This window comes from Stenotrophomonas sp. Steno-C17, assembly GCF_056393165.1.
In genome coordinates, this window is sequence record NZ_JBWJPD010000001.1 from 39756 (window position 1) to 57263 (window position 17508).

The following is a 17508-nucleotide window of genomic DNA, read 5'->3' on the forward strand; positions in this document are numbered from 1 at the left end:
ATGGCGGTGCGCGCGTGTGCGGGGTGTTCGAGGTGCGGACCAACGGTCCGCACCCACCGGAACCGGGTTACATCTCCCAGCGCACGCTCACCGCGAAGGTGCGAGGCAGGCCGACGCCCGCGTTCGACCAGTACTTGCGATTGGCCAGGTTTTCCACGCTGGCGCGCAGGGTGACCGGGTGCCCCGACGCCATCAGGCGGTAGCCCACACCGGCATTGACCAGGGTGTAGTCGGGCAGCTTCAGGGTGTTGTCGGCGTCGTACCAGACATCGCCGTAGTAGCGCACGGCGGCATAGGTTTCCAGGCCATCGACCCACGGCAGCTGGTAGCTGGCATGCAGCACACCGCTCCAGCGTGCGGCGCCGACGGTGCGGTTGCCTTCCTGCGCGGCACTGTCGGGGGACAGCTTGTCGTAGGTCGGGTCCAGCCAGGTCACGCCGCCGCCCACGGTCAGTGCATCGGTCAGGTGCAGGTCGGCGCTGGCTTCCACGCCTTCGTACAGGGTGATGCCATCCTGCACCAGGCGCAGGCCGGCGTCGGTCGGCTGGTCGATGTTGGCGCCTCGCTCCAGGCGGAACGCGGCCACGTTCGCATTCCAGCGCGAGGCTTCCACCTTGGCGCCGACCTCGTACTGCTTGCTGATGGTCGGGTCCAGCACATCACCGGCGTTGATGTAGGTGTTGCCCACGCGGCTGCCGGCTTCCAGCGATTCGATGTAGCTGGCGTACAGGGTCACCGCCTCGCTGGGCTTGAACATGACCGCATAGGTCGGGGTGACCGGGTAGGTGTGGTAACGGCCCTTGGTCTCGAAGTCGTTGTAGCGCCAGCCGGCCAGCACCGACCAGCCACCGCCGAAGTCCACCGTATCGCTGGCGAACACGGCCTGCTGCACGGTTTCATCGCCGCGGGTCATCACCCGCGAACCCACCGCGTCGTGGCGGATGGACGAGCGCTGGTACAGGTTGGCGCGACCGATGGTGTTCCACTCGTAGGGGCGGTCCCAGCCCAGCCCGGTCTGGTGGCTGACGCCGGCCACCAGCTGGTGCTGCAGCGGACCGGTGCGGAAGCTGCCCTGCACCAGCGCCTGCGCAAGCTTCCATTCGCTCTTGCCGCCCAGCTCGTACACGTTCACGTTGTAGTCGCCGTTCGGATCGTCGATGTAGGCGAAGATCTTGTTGACGTCGTTCCACGAGGTGGTGACGCCGTAGCTCAGGCTGGCCTTCCAGTCGCTGTTGATCTGCCAGTTCAACGCCGTGGACAGCAGGCTGGAACGGGTGTCGTAGTAGGTGCCCGGCACGCTGTTGTCGACGTCGCCGGCAATCGGCCGCGGCAGCGAAGTCATGCCGATGAAGTAGTACTGCGGCGATTCTTCGCTCAGGTCGCGCGACTGGAACACGCCGTCGAAGGTCCAGGTGAGCGCATCGCTCAGGCGCGCGTCCAGCGACAGCGCGCCGACCTTGCGGTCGACATGGCCGCCGTTGAAGGTTTCGCCCTTCTCCTGGTAGGCGTTGAAGCGGTAGCCGAACATTTCTTCGTTGCCGAAGCGGCCGCCGGCGTCGACACCGCCGCTGACGATGCCCTGTTCGCGCCAGCCCAGCTGCGCCGAGAAGGTGGGGGTGTCGGTGGGCTTCTTGGTGATGTAGTTGACGATGCCGCCGGGCGCGCCAAAGCCGTACAGGAAGCCGCCGGGACCCTTCAGCAGGTCGACCTGTTCCATCACTTCCAGCGGCCATTCGGTGCCCCACGAGGACACCTGCAGGCCGTTCACGCGGTAGCTGTCGTAGTTCAGATCGATGCCGCGGTTGCGGATGGGCGAGCTCCAGCCGCTGGCGTAGGCGCTGACCTGGGTGGTGACCGACGGATCGAACAGGAAGGCTTCGCCCAGCGATACGACCTGGCGCTGCTCCAACTGCTCGCGGCCGACCGCGGTAATGGCGAACGGGGTGTCACGCAGGGCACGGTCGCCCAGCGCACCGGCTTCGGTATGGGTGCGTTCGCCGACCACCTTGATGGCGTCCAGGTCGGTGGCGCTGCGGGTATCAGCCGGGGCTTCAGCGTGGGCCGCGCAGGCGGCGGACAGGGCGGCGGCCAGCAGGGCCACGCGCGGGGTGCGGAACGGAGGCATCGATCAGGTTCCTCGGCGGACGGCCACAGGCCATCCACCCATGGTTGGGGGAAGGGGCAGTGGCTGGGATCACGCAGGCTGACCGGGAACCGGAAGCGGGGCGCCGCAGGGGCGCAGGACCATGGCTGGTTGCGAATTGTTCTCTTTTCGTTACAGCGCGTCAAACCGTGATCGTCGCACGGGGTCAGAGCCCTCTCAGAGCGAGGGATCTGACCCCTGGACTATGCGCGGGCCGCGCGCTTGAGCAGCTTCGCCTCGCGCCTGCGTGCGCGGCGTGCCCGCCAGCGTTCGGCCAGGCACGAGAAGATCACGTACAGCGCCGGCGTGCTCAGCAGGGTCAGGCTCTGCGAGAACAGCAGGCCGCCGATCATCGCGATACCCAGCGGGCGGCGCAGCTCCGAGCCTTCGCCCAGGCCGATCGCCAGCGGCACCGCGGCCAGGATCGCCACCATCGTGGTCATCATGATCGGCCGGAAGCGCACGATGCTGGCTTCACGCGCGGCATCGCGCGGGGCCAGCCCATGTTCGCGCTGCGCCACCAGGGCGAAGTCGATCATCATGATCGCGTTCTTCTTCACGATGCCGATCAGCAGCACCAGCGCGATCATCGAAATCACCGACAGCTCGGTATTGGTGCCGAACAGCGCCAGCAGCGCACCCACGCCCGCCGCCGGCAGGGTGGACAGGATGGTGACCGGGTGGATCAGGCTCTCGTACAGCATGCCCAGCACCAGATACACGGTCAGGATCGCTGCGAATACCAGGATCAGCATGTCGCTGGGGTCGGAGTTGAAACCGAAGCCCGCATCGTCGGCCAGGCGGATGTCGCCGGGCATGCGCATGCCGTTCACGGTGGCGTCGATGATCGCCTTCGCCTCGCCCATGCTGACGCCGGGCGCCAGGTTATAGCTGAGGTCCATCGTGGTGTACTGGTTTTCGTGGGTGATCTGCGAAGGCGCCAACCCGGGCACCTGGCTGGCCACCGCGGTGATCGGCACCATCTGCCCATTGCTGGCCTTCACGTACACCTCGTCCAGTGCCGCCGGCGTGGCGGTCTGCGAGGGCAGGGCGTTGACCACCACGCTGTACTGGTTGATGTCCGAGTAGATGGTGGAAATCTGCCGCTGGCCGAACGCACCGTACAGCGCACCGTCGATGGCGCCGACCGATACGCCCAGGCGTGCGGCCTTGGCGCGGTCGATCTCGATGTTCTGGCGCAGGCCGGCGTTGTCCACGTCGGTGCCCACGTCGCGCAGCTTCGGGTTCTTCTTCAGCTCGGCCTGCAGCTTGGGCAGCCATTCCTGCAGTGCCGCCAGGTCGTTGCCCTGCAGCGAGATGCGGTACTGCGCGCCCTGGCTGCTGCCGCCACCATCGTTGCTGGGCAGATCCTGGATCGCGCGCAGGCGCAGCTGCAGGTCGGGGTAGCGGTCGGCCTTGGCACTCAGGCGTGCCAGGGCATGGGCGGTGGTCTCGCGGCGCCCTTCCTTGCGCGACTTCAGTTCCACGTTGAACTGCGCGCTGGAGCCCTGGCGGCCACTGCCCAGGCGCACGCCCACGGTCTTCACCGCCGGGTCGGCCATCAGCATGTCGGTGATGCGGCGCTGGCGGCTGACCATGTCTTCGAAGGAGACGGTGGCGCTGGAATTGGCGCGGCCCCAGATCAGGCCGGTGTCCTGCGGCGGGAACGCGCCCTTCTTCACTGCACCGAACAGGAAGATGGTGACGCCGATCAGGATCAGCGGGGTGAGCGAAAGCAGCAGCGCATGGCGCAGCGAGAAATCCAGGAACACGGTGTAGATGCGCAGCATGCGCTCGTGCCCAGCATCGAGCCAGCGGCCGAAGCGCGACGGCGCAGCGGTGTGGTCGTGCGCGCTCAGGAAGCGGCTGCACAGCGCCGGGGTCAACGTCAGCGAGACGATCATCGACACCACGATGGCCGCCACCAGGGTGACGGTGAACTCGCGGAAGAAGGCGCCCATCATGCCGCTGGCGAACAGCAGCGGAATGAACACCGCCACCAGCGAGGCGGTGATCGAAACAATGGTGAAGCCGATCTCGCGCGCACCGGTGAAGGCCGCCTGCAGGCGCGGCATGCCCTCGTCCAGGTGGCGCATGATGTTCTCGATCACCACGATCGCATCGTCCACCACGAAGCCGATCGCAATCACCAGCGCCAGCAGGCTCAGGTTGTTCAGGGTGAAGCCCAGCGCGTACATCACCAGCGCCGCACCGGCCAGCGACAGCGGTACGGTGACCGCGGCGATCAGGGTCGGGGCCAGGCGACGCAGGAACAGCGCCATGGTCAGCACCACCATGGCCAGGCTGATCAGCAGGGTGATCTGCACTTCATGCAGCGACGAGCGGATGGTCGGCGTGCGGTCGAAGTACGGGGTCATGGTGGTGCCGGGCTGCAGGTAGTCGCGCAGCGCGGGAATCTGCGCCTTCACCCGGTCCACGGTTTCCACGATGTTGGCACCGGCGCGGGTGAACACGTACATCACCACCGCAGGTTTGTGGTCGAACCACGCGGCCTGGTAGGCATCCTGCTGGCCGTCGTAGACGTTGGCGATGTCCTTCAGGCGGATGACCCGGCCATCGCCCTGGGTTTTCACCACCAGGTTGGCGAAGTCGGCCGCACGCGCGACCGAGTCGTTGGCAATGATCGCGGTGGTGGTGTTGCCGTCGCTGAGGAAGCCGGTGGGCGAGGTGACATTGGCCGCGCGCACGGCGTTGCGCAGATCGTCGGCGGTCAGGCCCAGCGCGTTCATCAGGCGCAGGTTCACGTCCACGCGCACGGCCGGCGTTGAAGCACCGGCGATGTCCACCGAGGCCACGCCGCCGATCTGGCGGATACGCTGGGCCAGCAGCGAATCGGCCACGTTGTACAGCTCGTCGGCCGACTGCGTCTGCGAGGTCAGCGCGATGGCGATGACCGGATCGTCGTTCGGGTTCGCCTTCTGGTACATCGGCGAGCCCATGCCCGAGGGCAGGTCGGCCTGCGCCGAGTTGATCGCGGTCTGCACGTCCAGCGCCGCCGAATCGATATCGCGGTCGGTCTGGAAGATCATGAACACCAGCGAGCTGCCTTCCGAACTGGAAGAGCGCATGCGGTCGATGCCGGGCAGCTGGCCCAGGTGGCGTTCCAGCGGCGCGGTGACCGTGGACGCCATGGTGGCCGCGTCGGCGCCGGACTGGCTGGCGTGCACGAAGATCACCGGAATCTGGATGTTCGGCAGGGCCGACACGCCCAGCTTCAGATAGCAGATCAGGCCGATGATGAACAAGCCGATGGCCAGCAGCGCGGTGCCGATCGGGCGGCGGATGAAGGGGCCGGACAGGTTCATCGTGCGGCCCCCCGCAGGTGCGGGGCCTGGGTCATGCCTGCGGCTCCTGCAGCGAACCGTCGCGCAACGCGCGCTGCTCGCGGCGGCGGGCCAGCCATTCCGAGAACCGTTCCATGTACAGGTAGATCACCGGCGTGGTGTACAGCGTTACCAGCTGCGACAGCAGCAGGCCGCCGACGATGGCGATGCCCAGCGGGCGGCGCAGTTCCGAACCGATGCCGGTGCCCAGTGCCAGCGGCAGCGCGCCCAGCATGGCCGCGGCGGTGGTCATCATGATCGGGCGGAAGCGCAGCAGGCAGGCGCGGCGGATCGCTTCATGGGCGTTGGCGCCGGCGCGGCGGGCTTCGATCGCGAAGTCGACCATCATGATGCCGTTCTTCTTCACGATGCCGATCAGCAGCACGATGCCGACGATGCCGTCCACCGACAGGCTCAGGCCGCACACCATCAGCGCCAGCAGCGCGCCCACGCCGGCCGGCGGCAGGGTGGAAATGATGGTGATGGGGTGGATGTAGCTTTCGTACAGCACGCCCAGCACGATGTAGATCACCACCAGCGAGGCCAGCAGCAGCCACACCACGTCGGTCTGGCTGCCGGTGAACTCGGCCGCCTTGCCGATGAATTCGGCGTGCAGGTGGGCCGGCATGTCCAGGCTGGCCTTGGTCTCTTCAATGGCCTTGACCGCATCGGACAGCGAATAGCCCGGCGCCACGTTGAACGAGACGGTGACCGCCGGCAGCTGCTGCTGGTGGCTGACCACCAGCGGTGCACTGGTCACCTTGCCTTCGGCCAGCGCCGACAGCGGAATGATGCTGCCGGCACCCACGGTGATGCCGGTGTTCTGCGCGCCGATGCCGGTGGCGGTGGACGAGTTCGACGAGGTGACCTGGCCGAAGCTGGTGGCATTGGTGCCGGTCAGCGCGCCGGCGCCGTTGGAGGCGACGGCCAGCTGTTCCATCAGCGCGGTGCTGGTACGGAACTCCGGCGCCACTTCCAGCACCACGCGGTACTGGTTGAGCTCGGTGAAGATGGTGGAGATCTGGCGCTGGCCGAACGCATCGTAGAGCGTGTCGTCGATGGTCTGCATCGGCACGCCCAGCACGCTGGCCTTGTCGCGGTCGATGTTCAGTTCCAGCGCACGGCCCTGGTTGGACAGGTTGTTGTCCACGTCGGCCAGTTCCGGGCGCTGCCGCAGTGCCTCGGTCAGGCGCGTGGCCTGGGTGGCCACGGTGGCACTGTCCACGTCCGACAGCGAGTACTGGTACTCGGTGGCGGCCACGCGCGTATCCAGGGTCACGTCCTGCACCGGCTTCAGGTACAGCGCCACGCCGGGAATGCCGGCCACGGCCTTCTGCAGGCGCGGCAGGATCTCATCCAGGCCATCACGCTGGCCGCGCTCCTTCAGCACGATCGACAGCTGGCCCTGGTTGAGCGTGGGGTTCATGCTGCCGGCACCGATGAAGGCCGACACGCCGGTCACGTCCGGGTCCTGGCGCAGCGCCTCAGCCACCTGCTTGGTGCGCTGTTCCATCTGCGGGAAGGCGATGTTCTGGTCCGCCTGCACCACGCCGGTGATCAGGCCGGTGTCCTGCTCGGGCAGCAGACCCTTGGGGATCAGCACATACAGCAGCACGGTCAGCACCAGCGCAGCGGCCGCCACGACCAGCGTGGCGCGCTGGTGGTCCAGCACCCAGTCCAGGCTGCGCTCATACACACCCACGGTGCGCGTCCACAGGTTCTGCTTGCCGGCGGCCGCCGCGCGCTCATGCGCGTCTTCGCCCTCGGGCAGTGCGTCGGGCTTGAGCAGGTAGGCGCACATCATCGGGGTGAGCGTCAGCGAGATCAGCATCGACAGCACCACGGCGATGCTGAGCACCCAGGCAAATTCGTGGAACAGGCGGCCGGTGACGCCGGGCATCAGCAGCAGCGGCAGGAACACGGCCACCAGCGAGACGGTAAGCGACAGCACGGTAAAGCCGATCTGGCGCGCGCCGATCTCTGCTGCTTCGCGCCCACTCTTGCCTTGTTCGATGTAGCGCACGATGTTCTCGATCATCACGATCGCATCGTCCACCACGAAGCCGGTGGCCACCACCAGCGCCATCAGCGAAAGGTTGTCCAGCGACATACCGGTGAAGGCCATCACCGCGAACGTGCCGGCCAGCGACAGCGGTACCGCCACCGAGGGAATGATGGTGGCCCACAGCCGGCGCAGGAACACGAAGATGACCGCCACCACCAGGCCGATGGTGAGGATCAGGGTGAACTGCACTTCATGCACCGACGCGCGGATGGTTTCGGTGCGGTCGTTGAAGATCTCCAGGTGCACGTCGGCCGGCAGCACGCCCTGCAGCTGCGGCAGGATGGCGCGGATGCGCTCGACGGTCTGCACGATGTTGGCACCGGGCTGGCGGCGCACTTCCAGCAGCACCGCCGGCTTGCCATCGGCCCATGCGGCGAGTTGGTCGTTCTCCACGCCATCGACCACCTGCGCCACGTCGGACAGCCGCACCGGGCGGCCGTTCTTGTAGCTGATGATGGTGTCGCGGTATTCGGCGGCACTGGCCAGCTGGTCGTTGGTGCCGATGCTGTAGGACTGGGTCTTGCCGTTCAACGAACCCTTGGGCGCATTGACGTTGGCCTGGGTGAGCGCGCTGCGCAGCTCCTCCATGGTCAGGCCCATGTTCGACAGCTGCGCCGGATTGACCTGGATGCGCACGGCCGGGCGCACGTTGCCGGCAATCGACACCAGGCCCACGCCCTGCACCTGCGACAGGCGCTGGGCCAGGATCGAATCGGCGTAGTTGTTGACCTCGCGCAGCGGTCGCGTGTCAGAGGTCAGCTTCAGGGTGACGATGGCCGCGTCGGCCGGGTTCACCCGGTTGTAGACCGGCTGGTAGGGCAGCGACGAGGGCAGGGTGGCCTGGCGGATCGCCGCCTGCACGTCCTGCGCGGCGATGTCGATGTCGCGGTCCATCGAGAACTGCAGGATGATCGTAGACAACCCGGCCGACGAATCGGAGGTCATCAGTTCCAGCCCGGAAATCTGCCCGAACTGGCGTTCCAGCGGGGTGGTGACCAGCGAGGCCATGGTGGTGGCGTTGGCACCGGGGTACTGGGTGGTGACCACCAGGCTGGGGGCATCGATTTCCGGCAGCGCCGACACCGGCAGCTTGCGGTAACCCAGGATGCCCAGCAGCAACAGACCCGCCATCAACAGCGAGGTAGCAATGGGACGGCGGATGAAGATCGTCGAAAAGCCCACGGACGGATCCTTGCTGGTGCTTCAATGGCTGCGCCGGCATCGAGGCCGGCGCGGAAGGAAAGGGTGGCCTGCGCTCAGCGCGGGCCACCACCGGGACGGCCGCGGCCGCCACTCTTCTGTTCGGCGGCCTTCAGTTCGGCCTCGGTGGGCGCAGCGGGGGTTTCGCCCGGCTTCAGCGCGGTCACCTTGCTGCCCGGCTTCAGGCGGAACTGGCCTTCGCTGACCACCCGCTCGCCGCCCTTCAGGCCTTCGGTGATCTGCACGTGGCTGTCGCCCACTTCCACGCCACTGCGCACGGTCTGCATCTTCACCGTGTTGTCGCCCTGCACCAGATAGACGTACTCGCCATCGGGCCCGCGCAGCACAGCCTGGGTGGGAATGACCACGCCACCGGCAATGGTGCGCAGCTGCATCCGCACGTTGACGAACTGGCCCGGCCACAGGCCGTTGTCGGTGTTTTCGAAGATCGCGCGGGCCTTGAACGTGCCGCTGTCGGCGCTGATCAGGTTGTCCACCACATCCAGCGAGCCGTCGCCGGACAGCACGTGCGAGTCGGCGCGGTCCAGCGCGGTTACCGGCACCTTGCCTGCGGCCTGCGCCTGGCGAACATCGCCCAGCTGGCGTTCGGGCAGGTTGAACAGCACATGGATCGGGTGGATCTGGGTGAGGGTGACCAGCGCGGTACCGGCATTGACCACGTTGCCCGCATCCACTGCACGGATGCCGGCGATGCCCGAGATCGGCGCGGTGATGCGGGTGTACTGCAGCTGCACCTGTGCGGCGCGCGCGCTGGCTTCATTGGCAGCCACCGCGCTTTCGTACTGTGACACCTGGTTTCGTTGTGTATCCAGATCCGTTTTCGCCACGAACTGGCGGTACTCCGGCGCATTGGAGCGCTGGTAGTTGGAACGGGCGGTGGCCAGCAGCGCCTCGTTCTGGCGCTTGGCGGCCACGGCCTGGTCATAGCTGGCCTGTGCGCTGCGCGGGTCGATCTGCGCCAGCAGGTCGCCCTGCTTCACTTCCTGGCCTTCGCGGAAATTCAGGCTCATCAGCTGGCCACCCACCTGCGGGCTGACCGTGACAGTGTTCATGGCGGTCACCGTGCCCAGGGCGCTGGCATACACCGGCACGTCCTGGCGGGTGGCATCGACCACCGTAACCGGCACCGGGCCGGCATCGGGATCTTCGCCGCCCTGGCGCGCTGCGGCGCCCGGGCCTGCGGCCTTGTCCTTGCCGCCGCCCAGCACCCGCAGGCCCACCACCGCCAGCACCAGCACTGCAACGACCAGCAGCACGATCTTCCAAACACGTGACATTCAAGGACTCCAAGAAGGCTGGACGGGGCGGCGCCCCGGTTGGCAATGCGCAAAGCATACCTGTGACCCATGCCATTTCCTGCATGACGGATGGGACGGGCGCTCAGACCCGGCGCGGCGAAAGAGGTTCCCGTGAGGGCGGCCTTGCCCTACATTCAGGTGCACCCCCCTTCCGTGGAGCCCGTGATGCGCCGTTCGTTGCTGCTGTCCGCCCTGCTGCTGGCTCTGCCGGCCCTTGCCCATGCCGACGTGGCCGAGCGCCCGGAGGTGACCGCCGCCGCGCAGCGCCTGCAGGCGCAGGTGGTGGAATGGCGCCGTGACTTCCACGCGCACCCGGAGTTGTCCAACCGCGAGGTGCGCACGTCGGCCGAAGTGGCCAAGCGCCTGCGCGCGATGGGCCTGAAGCCGAAGACCGGCATTGCCCACCATGGCGTGGTGGCGATCATCGAGGGCAGCAAGCCGGGCCCGAAGATCGCCTTGCGTGCGGACATGGACGCGTTGCCGGTGACCGAACAGACCGGTCTGCCGTTTGCCTCCAAGGCCACGGCTCAGTACCGCGGGCAGACCGTGGGGGTGATGCATGCCTGTGGCCATGACGCGCACACCGCCACCCTGCTCGGCGTGGCCGAAGCACTGGTGGCGATGAAGAAGGATCTGCCGGGCCAGGTGATGCTGATCTTCCAGCCGTCCGAAGAAGGCGCGCCGCCGCCGGAAGAGGGTGGCGCGGCGCTGATGCTGAAGGAAGGCCTGTTCGCCGACTTCAAGCCTGAGGCCGTGTTCGGCCTGCATGTGTTCTCCAGCGTGCAGGCCGGGCAGATCGCGGTGCGCGGTGGCCCGCTGATGGCGGCTTCTGATCGCTTCGGGATCAAGGTGATCGGCCGCCAGACCCATGGTTCGGCACCGTGGAACGGGGTGGACCCGATCGTGGCCACCGCCGACCTGGTCGGCACCGCGCAGACCATCGTCAGCCGCCGCACCAATCTGTCCAAGCAGCCGGCGGTGCTGACCTTCGGCGCGATCAACGGTGGCATCCGCTACAACATCATTCCCGACGAAGTGGAAATGGTCGGCACCATCCGCACCTTCGATGAAGGCATGCGCCAGCAGATCTTCGCCGATCTGCGCAACGTGGCCGAGCACACGGCTGCCGCGCACGGGGCCAAGGCGGTGACCGAGATCTACGAGGCCGAAGGCAACCCGGCCACGGTGAACGATCCGGCGTTGACCGCGAAGATGCTGCCGAGCCTGCAGGCGGTGGTGGGCAAGGACAATGTCTACGAGCCGCCGCTGCAGATGGGGGCGGAGGATTTCTCGCTGTACGCGAAGGAAGTGCCGGGCATGTTCTTCTTTGTTGGCTCCACCAGCGTGGGCATCGACCCGGCGACGGCGCCGGCGAACCATTCGCCGAAGTTCCTGCTGGATGAGAAGGCGCTGGATGTGGGCCTGCGTGCGTTGCTGCAGGTCAGCCTGGATTACCTGCACGGCGCCGGCACCCCGGCGGGGTGAGGGTAACGGCAGGGCTTGCAGCCCTGCACCCGCTGACGGCAACGGCAACGGCAACGTCAAAAGCGGGGCTGGTTTTCTGTGGGATTGGGCGGGGCGGTGTGGGCTTGCAGGACACGCCTTAAACCCGTCCATGGGGGCTCGTAGGCGCCATCCATGGCGCCTGCGGTCCTGCAAGCCCACACCACCCCGCCCCCGACAGTTTCCCGCAACTGTCGGAAAGGCACGGGGTCGGATCCCGTTGCCTCGCAACGGGCTCTGACCCCATTTCTGCTCTGGTAGGTGTCGACCTTGGTCGACACGGCAGACGTCATGAACGTCTGAACGGCCGGCTTCTGCTTTTGAATTTGATTTTCCTGATCTTTCCCGTGGTGGCGCAGGAACTGTCCGTGGCCGGGAGGGTGGGTTGGCTGGGGGCGTGAGTGCCATGGACGGCGCGACCGAGCTTACATGGACGTATTCGGCACGGGGTCGGATCCCGTTGCTTGGCAACGGGCTCTGACCCCATTTCTGCTCTGGTAGGTGTCGACCTTGGTCGACACGGCAGACGTCATGAACGTCTGAACGGCCGGCTTCTGCTTTTGATTTTGATTTTCCTGATCTTTCCCGTGGTGGCGCGGGAAACTGTCCGTGGCCGGGAGGGTGGGTTGGCTGGGGGCGTGAGCGCCATGGATGGCGCGACCGAGCTTACATGGACGTACTTGCAGCGTCCCCCAGCCAACCCACCCTCCCGGCCAACCCCGAGATCCTGCTCTTAACCACCACGGAGGGGCCCCGCCGTTGGCCGGCCCGGCCGAAGGCGCGCCCTCCGCGCGATACAATGCGCAGCATGAACACCCCCCAGGATTCCAGCCTCGGTCGCGAGGTCAGTTACCCGTCGCAGTACGATCCCGGCCTGCTGTTTCCCATCCCGCGCATCGGCGCCCGTACGGAAATCGGCCTGGACGACGCCGCGCTGCCGTTCGTCGGCCACGACCGCTGGCATGCCTTCGAGCTGAGCTGGCTCGATCCGCGTGGCAAGCCTCAGGTCGCCGTGGCCACGGTGCAGGTGCCGTGCACCTCGCCGCGCCTGATCGAATCGAAGTCGTTCAAGCTGTACCTGAACTCCCTCAACAGCACCCGCATCGACAGTGCGCAGGCCCTGCGCGAGCGCCTGGTCGCCGATCTTTCCGCGTGTGCCGGCGCACCGGTCGAGGTGGCGTTCGGCCTGCCGCCGCTGCGCGAGGCGCCGCTGGGCGACTCCATCGATGGGCTGGAGGTGGAGATCGCCTGCTACGGTCCGCCGCAGGCGGATTTCCTTGCCGCCGACGATGCCGAGGTGGTCGAAGAGACGCTGGTCTCGGCGCTGCTGAAGTCCAACTGCCCGGTGACGGGCCAGCCGGACTGGGCGACCGTCAGCCTGCGCTATCGTGGCCCGAAGATCGACCGCGCCGGCCTGCTGCGGTACCTGGTCAGCTACCGCGAGCACGCCGAGTTCCACGAGCAGTGCGTCGAACGCATTTTCAGCGAGGTATCGGCGCGCTGCCGGCCGCAGTGGCTGGAAGTGGAAGCGCGCTACACCCGCCGCGGCGGCCTGGACATCAACCCGTGGCGTGCCAGCCCGGGTATCGCAGCCCCGGCTGAGACCTACCGCGAACTGCGCCAGTAACCGCCGAAGGCGCTGACCGGTAGCGCCGGGCCACGCCCGGCGGGCTTCCACACGCCCATCCGCCCCGATTGTTCAGCCGCCCCCGGGGGCGGCTTCACATCTGCACCATCCCCATTTAACAACCGTCGTGGCACCGTGCGTAACACGTAGTCATGCAGACGGGAGTGTGTGGATGAGTACCGAGAAGAAGGCCGATTTCTCCGGCGTAAGCGCCAGCGTCGACAGTACCGCCCAACAGGTTCACAAGGCGGACTTTTCCGGCGTAAGCGCATCGGTGGACAGCACTGCTGACGTCGTCAGCGGCGGCACCTACACCGTGCAGAAGGGAGATTCGCTGTCGAAGATCGCCAAGCAGCACCTGGGCGATGCCAATGCCTGGAAGAAGATCTTCGAGGCCAACCGCGATGTGCTTGACGACCCGGACAAGATTTTCCCGGGCCAGACCCTGAAGCTGCCGCCGAAGTAAGCCGGCCCCGCAACCGGCCCACGAACGCTATCCGAACATGCCTGGGAGAAACCACGAATGATCAAGACCACGCCGCTTCAGAATGCCCTGATGGCCGCCCTGCTGGGCAGTGTTGCCCTGGTGGGCTGCAAGAAGAAAGAAGAATCCACCGATACCAACGCCGCTCCGGCCGCCACCGCACCGGCAGAGCCGGCACCGGCGCCGATGACGGGTGCACCGCCGCCGATGGCGGCCGCAAGCGCGGTTGCCGTGTCCTCGGTGACCGTGGGCAAGAGCGCCGCTGCGGACAAATCGGTGGCCACCGCCGCCCTGTTCGCCCCGAAGGATGACGTCGTAGTGTCGGTGAAGACCGATGGCGCGGCCAGCAACGTCAACGTGGGCGCCAAGCTGACCTTCCAGGATGGCCAGGTGGCAGGCGAGCAGAGCGCGACCCTCAATACCAGTGGTGCCGAAACCACCAACATCACGTTCAAGAATGCCAATGGCTGGCCGGCCGGCAAGTACCGCGCCGAAGTCATGGTTGATGGTAAGGCGGCAGGAACGCCGCAGGAGTTCGAGGTCAAGTAAGTCCCGCCGACTCTCTCCCGGTTGGACTCACGATGGACGCAGCCGCGAGGCTGCGTCTTTTTTGTTTCTGGCACCCACTGCGCCAACGGGCCGAATGCCTCTGGCTGGAAGAGAAGCGAGCTGTGGTGGATGATCATGTGATCAATGGAATGATCGACTCTGGATCAAACATCCACAGGCAGGAGAAATGAAATGATGCGCGGTGTCTGGTGCCTGGCGTTCTCCCTGTTGTTCCATGCCGCTGAAGCCGCTGCGCAGGATCGCAATCTTTGGGCCTACAGCTGCGATCACTTCCTTCACGGCGCCTGTCTACGCCTGCCCAATGGCACATCGGCGAAGCATTCCGTGCCTGCCGACTTCAGCCTGCATGCGGTTGAACGCGACGGGCAGAGAATTCTGACGATCTACGAGGGCGATGCGCCCGAGCGCCCTGCATCGACGGCTTCTCCCGACGTTGAGTGGGGGAGCGGTGGCTATCGATTGGAGGGGTTCCGCCAGACAGTCGGACTGATCACGCACTACGACGTGTACATCACGTCCCGGCGCGAATCCGACATGTCCCTGCACCTCAGTGGTGAAGTGGGTGATGAATCCCAGCAGGAAGATCTGGTAAGGACATTGGGTGGGTTCCGCCTCTGTCGTTTCGAGGTAAGCCGTACCGAGCAGACGCGGGTTTGTCCCAGGCAGGCAGAGTGGGGGCGTCGGTTGGCCGAGTGGATTGCCGCCGATCGCAATAACGCATCCTCCAGCCAGGTGAGCATGCTCCCACGTCGTTGACGTCGCTGGCACGCGGCCTTTTCCGGTGGGATACGCGGGCGTATGGCATGGCTTTGCCCCGCGCGGCTGAAAACGCGACAATGCAGGGGTTTCCCCGGCGCGCGCCCACCCTGACGGCGACGAGGGAAAGTGACACGGTTGCACGTGGCCCGGCGCTGGCGCCGGCCTTCCCCTGAGAACTGCTACAGAGTCCAAGTCCCCCATGTCCAAGATCCTCTATACGCTGACCGACGAAGCACCGTTCCTGGCGACCCAGTCGCTGCTGCCGATCATCGACGCCTATACCGCCACCGCTGGCATCGTGGTGGAGACCCGTGACATCTCGCTGTCCGGCCGCATCCTGTCGCAGTTCCCCGAACTGCTGAGCGATGCGCAGAAGGTCAGCGACGACCTGGCCGAGCTGGGCCAGCTGGCGACCACCCCGGACGCCAACATCATCAAGCTGCCGAACATTTCCGCCTCGGTGCCGCAGCTGAAGGCGGCCATCAAGGAACTGCAGGACCAGGGCTATCCGCTGCCGGATTACCCGGAAAGCCCGGCTGACGACCAGCAGCGCGACTACAAGGCGCGCTACGACAAGGTCAAGGGCAGCGCGGTGAACCCGGTGCTGCGCGAAGGCAATTCCGACCGTCGCGCGCCGCTGTCGGTGAAGAACTATGCCCGCAAGCACCCGCACCGCATGGGCGCCTGGGCGTCCGATTCGAAGTCGCACGTTTCGCACATGGCGGCCGGTGATTTCTACGGCAGCGAGAAGTCGGCCACCCTGGCCAGCGCCGGTTCGCTGAAGATCACCTTCCACGGCAAGGACGGCAGCGCCGTCGTGCTGAAGGAAAAGACCGCGGTCAAGGCCGGCGAGATCGTCGATGCCGCGGTGATGAGCCGCAAGGCGCTGGCCAGCTTCATCGCTGCCCAGATCGAAGATGCCAAGGCGCAGGGCGTGCTGTTCTCGCTGCACCTGAAGGCCACCATGATGAAGGTCTCCGACCCGATCATGTTCGGCGTGGTGGTCAATGAGTTCTACAAGGACGTGCTGGCCAAGCACGCCGATGCCATCAAGCAGGCCGGCTTCGATGCCAACAACGGCATCGGTGACCTGGCCGCGCGCCTGCCGTCGCTGCCGGAAGCCACCCGCGCCGCCATCGAGGCCGATCTGAAGGCCGAGTACGCACAGCGTCCGGGCCTGGCCATGGTCAACTCGGACAAGGGCATCACCAACCTGCACGTGCCCAGCGACGTGATCGTCGACGCCTCGATGCCGGCGATGATCCGCGACTCGGGCAAGATGTGGAATGCCGAGGGCAAGCTGCAGGACACCAAGGCGATCATTCCGGACCGCTGCTACGCCGGCGTGTACCAGGCCGTCATCGACGACTGCCGCACCCACGGTGCCTTCGACCCGGCCACCATGGGTTCGGTGCCGAACGTCGGCCTGATGGCGCAGAAGGCCGAAGAGTACGGCTCGCACGACAAGACCTTCCAGATCGCCGCCGACGGCGTGGTCAAGGTCACCGACGATGCCGGCAACGTGGTGTTCGAACACGCGGTGGAAGCCGGTGACATCTGGCGCATGTGCCAGACCAAGGACGCGCCGATCCAGGATTGGGTGAAGCTGGCCGTCGAGCGTGCGCGCCTGAGCAGCACCCCGGCGGTGTTCTGGCTCGATGCTGCCCGCGCCCACGACGCGCAGGTGATCGCCAAGGTCGAGAAGTACCTGAAGGACCACGACACCAACGGTCTGGACATCCGCATCCTGCCGCCGGTGGAAGCCACCGCGTTCTCGCTGGATCGCATCCGCAAGGGCGAGGACACCATCTCGGTCACCGGCAACGTGCTGCGTGACTACCTGACCGACCTGTTCCCGATCATGGAACTGGGCACCAGCGCCAAGATGCTGTCGATCGTGCCGCTGATGGCCGGTGGTGGTCTGTTCGAGACCGGCGCCGGTGGTTCGGCCCCCAAGCACGTGCAGCAGTTCGTGGAAGAGGACTACCTGCGCTGGGATTCGCTGGGTGAATTCCTGGCCCTGGCCGCGTCGCTGGAACACCTGGGCAACCGCTACGACAACGCCGCCGCCCGCGTGCTGGCCAAGGCGCTGGACGAAGCCAACGGCCAGTTCCTGGACAACGACAAGTCGCCGTCGCGCAAGCTCGGTGGCATCGACAACCGTGGCAGCCACTTCTACATCGCCCTGTACTGGGCGCAGGCGCTGGCGACCCAGAACGACGATGCCGCACTGAAGGCGCGCTTCGCTCCGCTGGCCAAGGCACTGACCGACAACGAGCAGAAGATCGTTGACGAGCTGGTGGCGGTGCAGGGCAAGGCCGTGGATATCGGCGGCTACTACCGCCCGGACGTGGCCAAGGCCAGCCAGGCCATGCGCCCGAGCGCCACCCTGAATGCTGCGCTGGAACAGCTGCGCGGCTGATCCAGCGCCGCCCGGTTGTGGAAACGGAACCCGCGCTTCGGCGCGGGTTTCTTTTTGCCTGCGGCGATGGGG

The 17508-nt window shown here is 66.4% G+C and carries 10 protein-coding genes; 6 read left to right on the forward strand and 4 right to left on the reverse strand.

Going from position 1 to position 17508, the window contains the following annotated elements; all coding sequences use genetic code 11:
- Positions 1 to 67: 67 nt before the first annotated feature.
- The 4 genes from AC06FA_RS00225 to AC06FA_RS00240 all read right to left on the reverse strand — a co-directional run bounded on the left by AC06FA_RS00225 (position 68) and on the right by AC06FA_RS00240 (position 10050).
- Complete coding sequence (locus AC06FA_RS00225; RefSeq protein ID WP_478066602.1) at positions 68 to 2125, reverse strand: TonB-dependent siderophore receptor; 2058 nt, start codon at positions 2123 to 2125, stop codon at positions 68 to 70.
- Between the two features lie 221 nt (positions 2126 to 2346).
- Entirely contained in the window at positions 2347 to 5469 is a 3123-nt protein-coding gene (locus tag AC06FA_RS00230; RefSeq protein WP_478066603.1) for an efflux RND transporter permease subunit, read from the reverse strand.
- A gap of 31 nt (positions 5470 to 5500) precedes the next feature.
- The gene (locus AC06FA_RS00235) at positions 5501 to 8734 is read right to left on the reverse strand and encodes an efflux RND transporter permease subunit (protein WP_478066604.1); all 3234 of its coding nucleotides are present in this window, start codon (positions 8732 to 8734) and stop codon (positions 5501 to 5503) included.
- Between the two features lie 74 nt (positions 8735 to 8808).
- The gene (locus tag AC06FA_RS00240; protein ID WP_478066605.1) at positions 8809 to 10050 is read right to left on the reverse strand and encodes an efflux RND transporter periplasmic adaptor subunit; all 1242 of its coding nucleotides are present in this window, start codon (positions 10048 to 10050) and stop codon (positions 8809 to 8811) included.
- A gap of 186 nt (positions 10051 to 10236) precedes the next feature.
- Here AC06FA_RS00240 and AC06FA_RS00245 point away from each other — a divergent pair, with 186 nt between their 5' ends.
- The 6 genes from AC06FA_RS00245 (at position 10237) to AC06FA_RS00270 (ending at position 17436) form a co-directional block, all read left to right on the forward strand.
- Positions 10237 to 11556 carry a M20 family metallopeptidase gene (locus AC06FA_RS00245; RefSeq protein ID WP_478066606.1) on the forward strand — a complete coding sequence of 440 codons (1320 nt, stop codon included), beginning with the start codon at positions 10237 to 10239 and terminating at the stop codon, positions 11554 to 11556.
- Between the two features lie 826 nt (positions 11557 to 12382).
- On the forward strand, positions 12383 to 13201 hold the full coding sequence (gene queF / locus AC06FA_RS00250; RefSeq protein WP_478066607.1) for an NADPH-dependent 7-cyano-7-deazaguanine reductase QueF: 819 nt from the start codon (positions 12383 to 12385) through the stop codon (positions 13199 to 13201).
- Between the two features lie 172 nt (positions 13202 to 13373).
- The gene (locus AC06FA_RS00255; RefSeq protein WP_478066608.1) at positions 13374 to 13667 is read left to right on the forward strand and encodes a LysM peptidoglycan-binding domain-containing protein; all 294 of its coding nucleotides are present in this window, start codon (positions 13374 to 13376) and stop codon (positions 13665 to 13667) included.
- A gap of 57 nt (positions 13668 to 13724) precedes the next feature.
- Positions 13725 to 14234, forward strand: a complete 510-nt coding sequence (locus tag AC06FA_RS00260) for a hypothetical protein (RefSeq protein ID WP_312706979.1) — start codon at positions 13725 to 13727, stop codon at positions 14232 to 14234.
- A gap of 192 nt (positions 14235 to 14426) precedes the next feature.
- Positions 14427 to 15011: a hypothetical protein gene (locus AC06FA_RS00265; protein ID WP_478066609.1), complete on the forward strand. Its 585-nt coding sequence runs from the start codon at positions 14427 to 14429 to the stop codon at positions 15009 to 15011.
- A 202-nt stretch (positions 15012 to 15213) separates the two neighbouring features.
- A complete protein-coding gene (locus tag AC06FA_RS00270) occupies positions 15214 to 17436 on the forward strand; it encodes an NADP-dependent isocitrate dehydrogenase (RefSeq protein WP_478066610.1) in 2223 nt (740 codons plus the stop codon).
- The last annotated feature ends 72 nt before the right edge of the window (positions 17437 to 17508 follow it).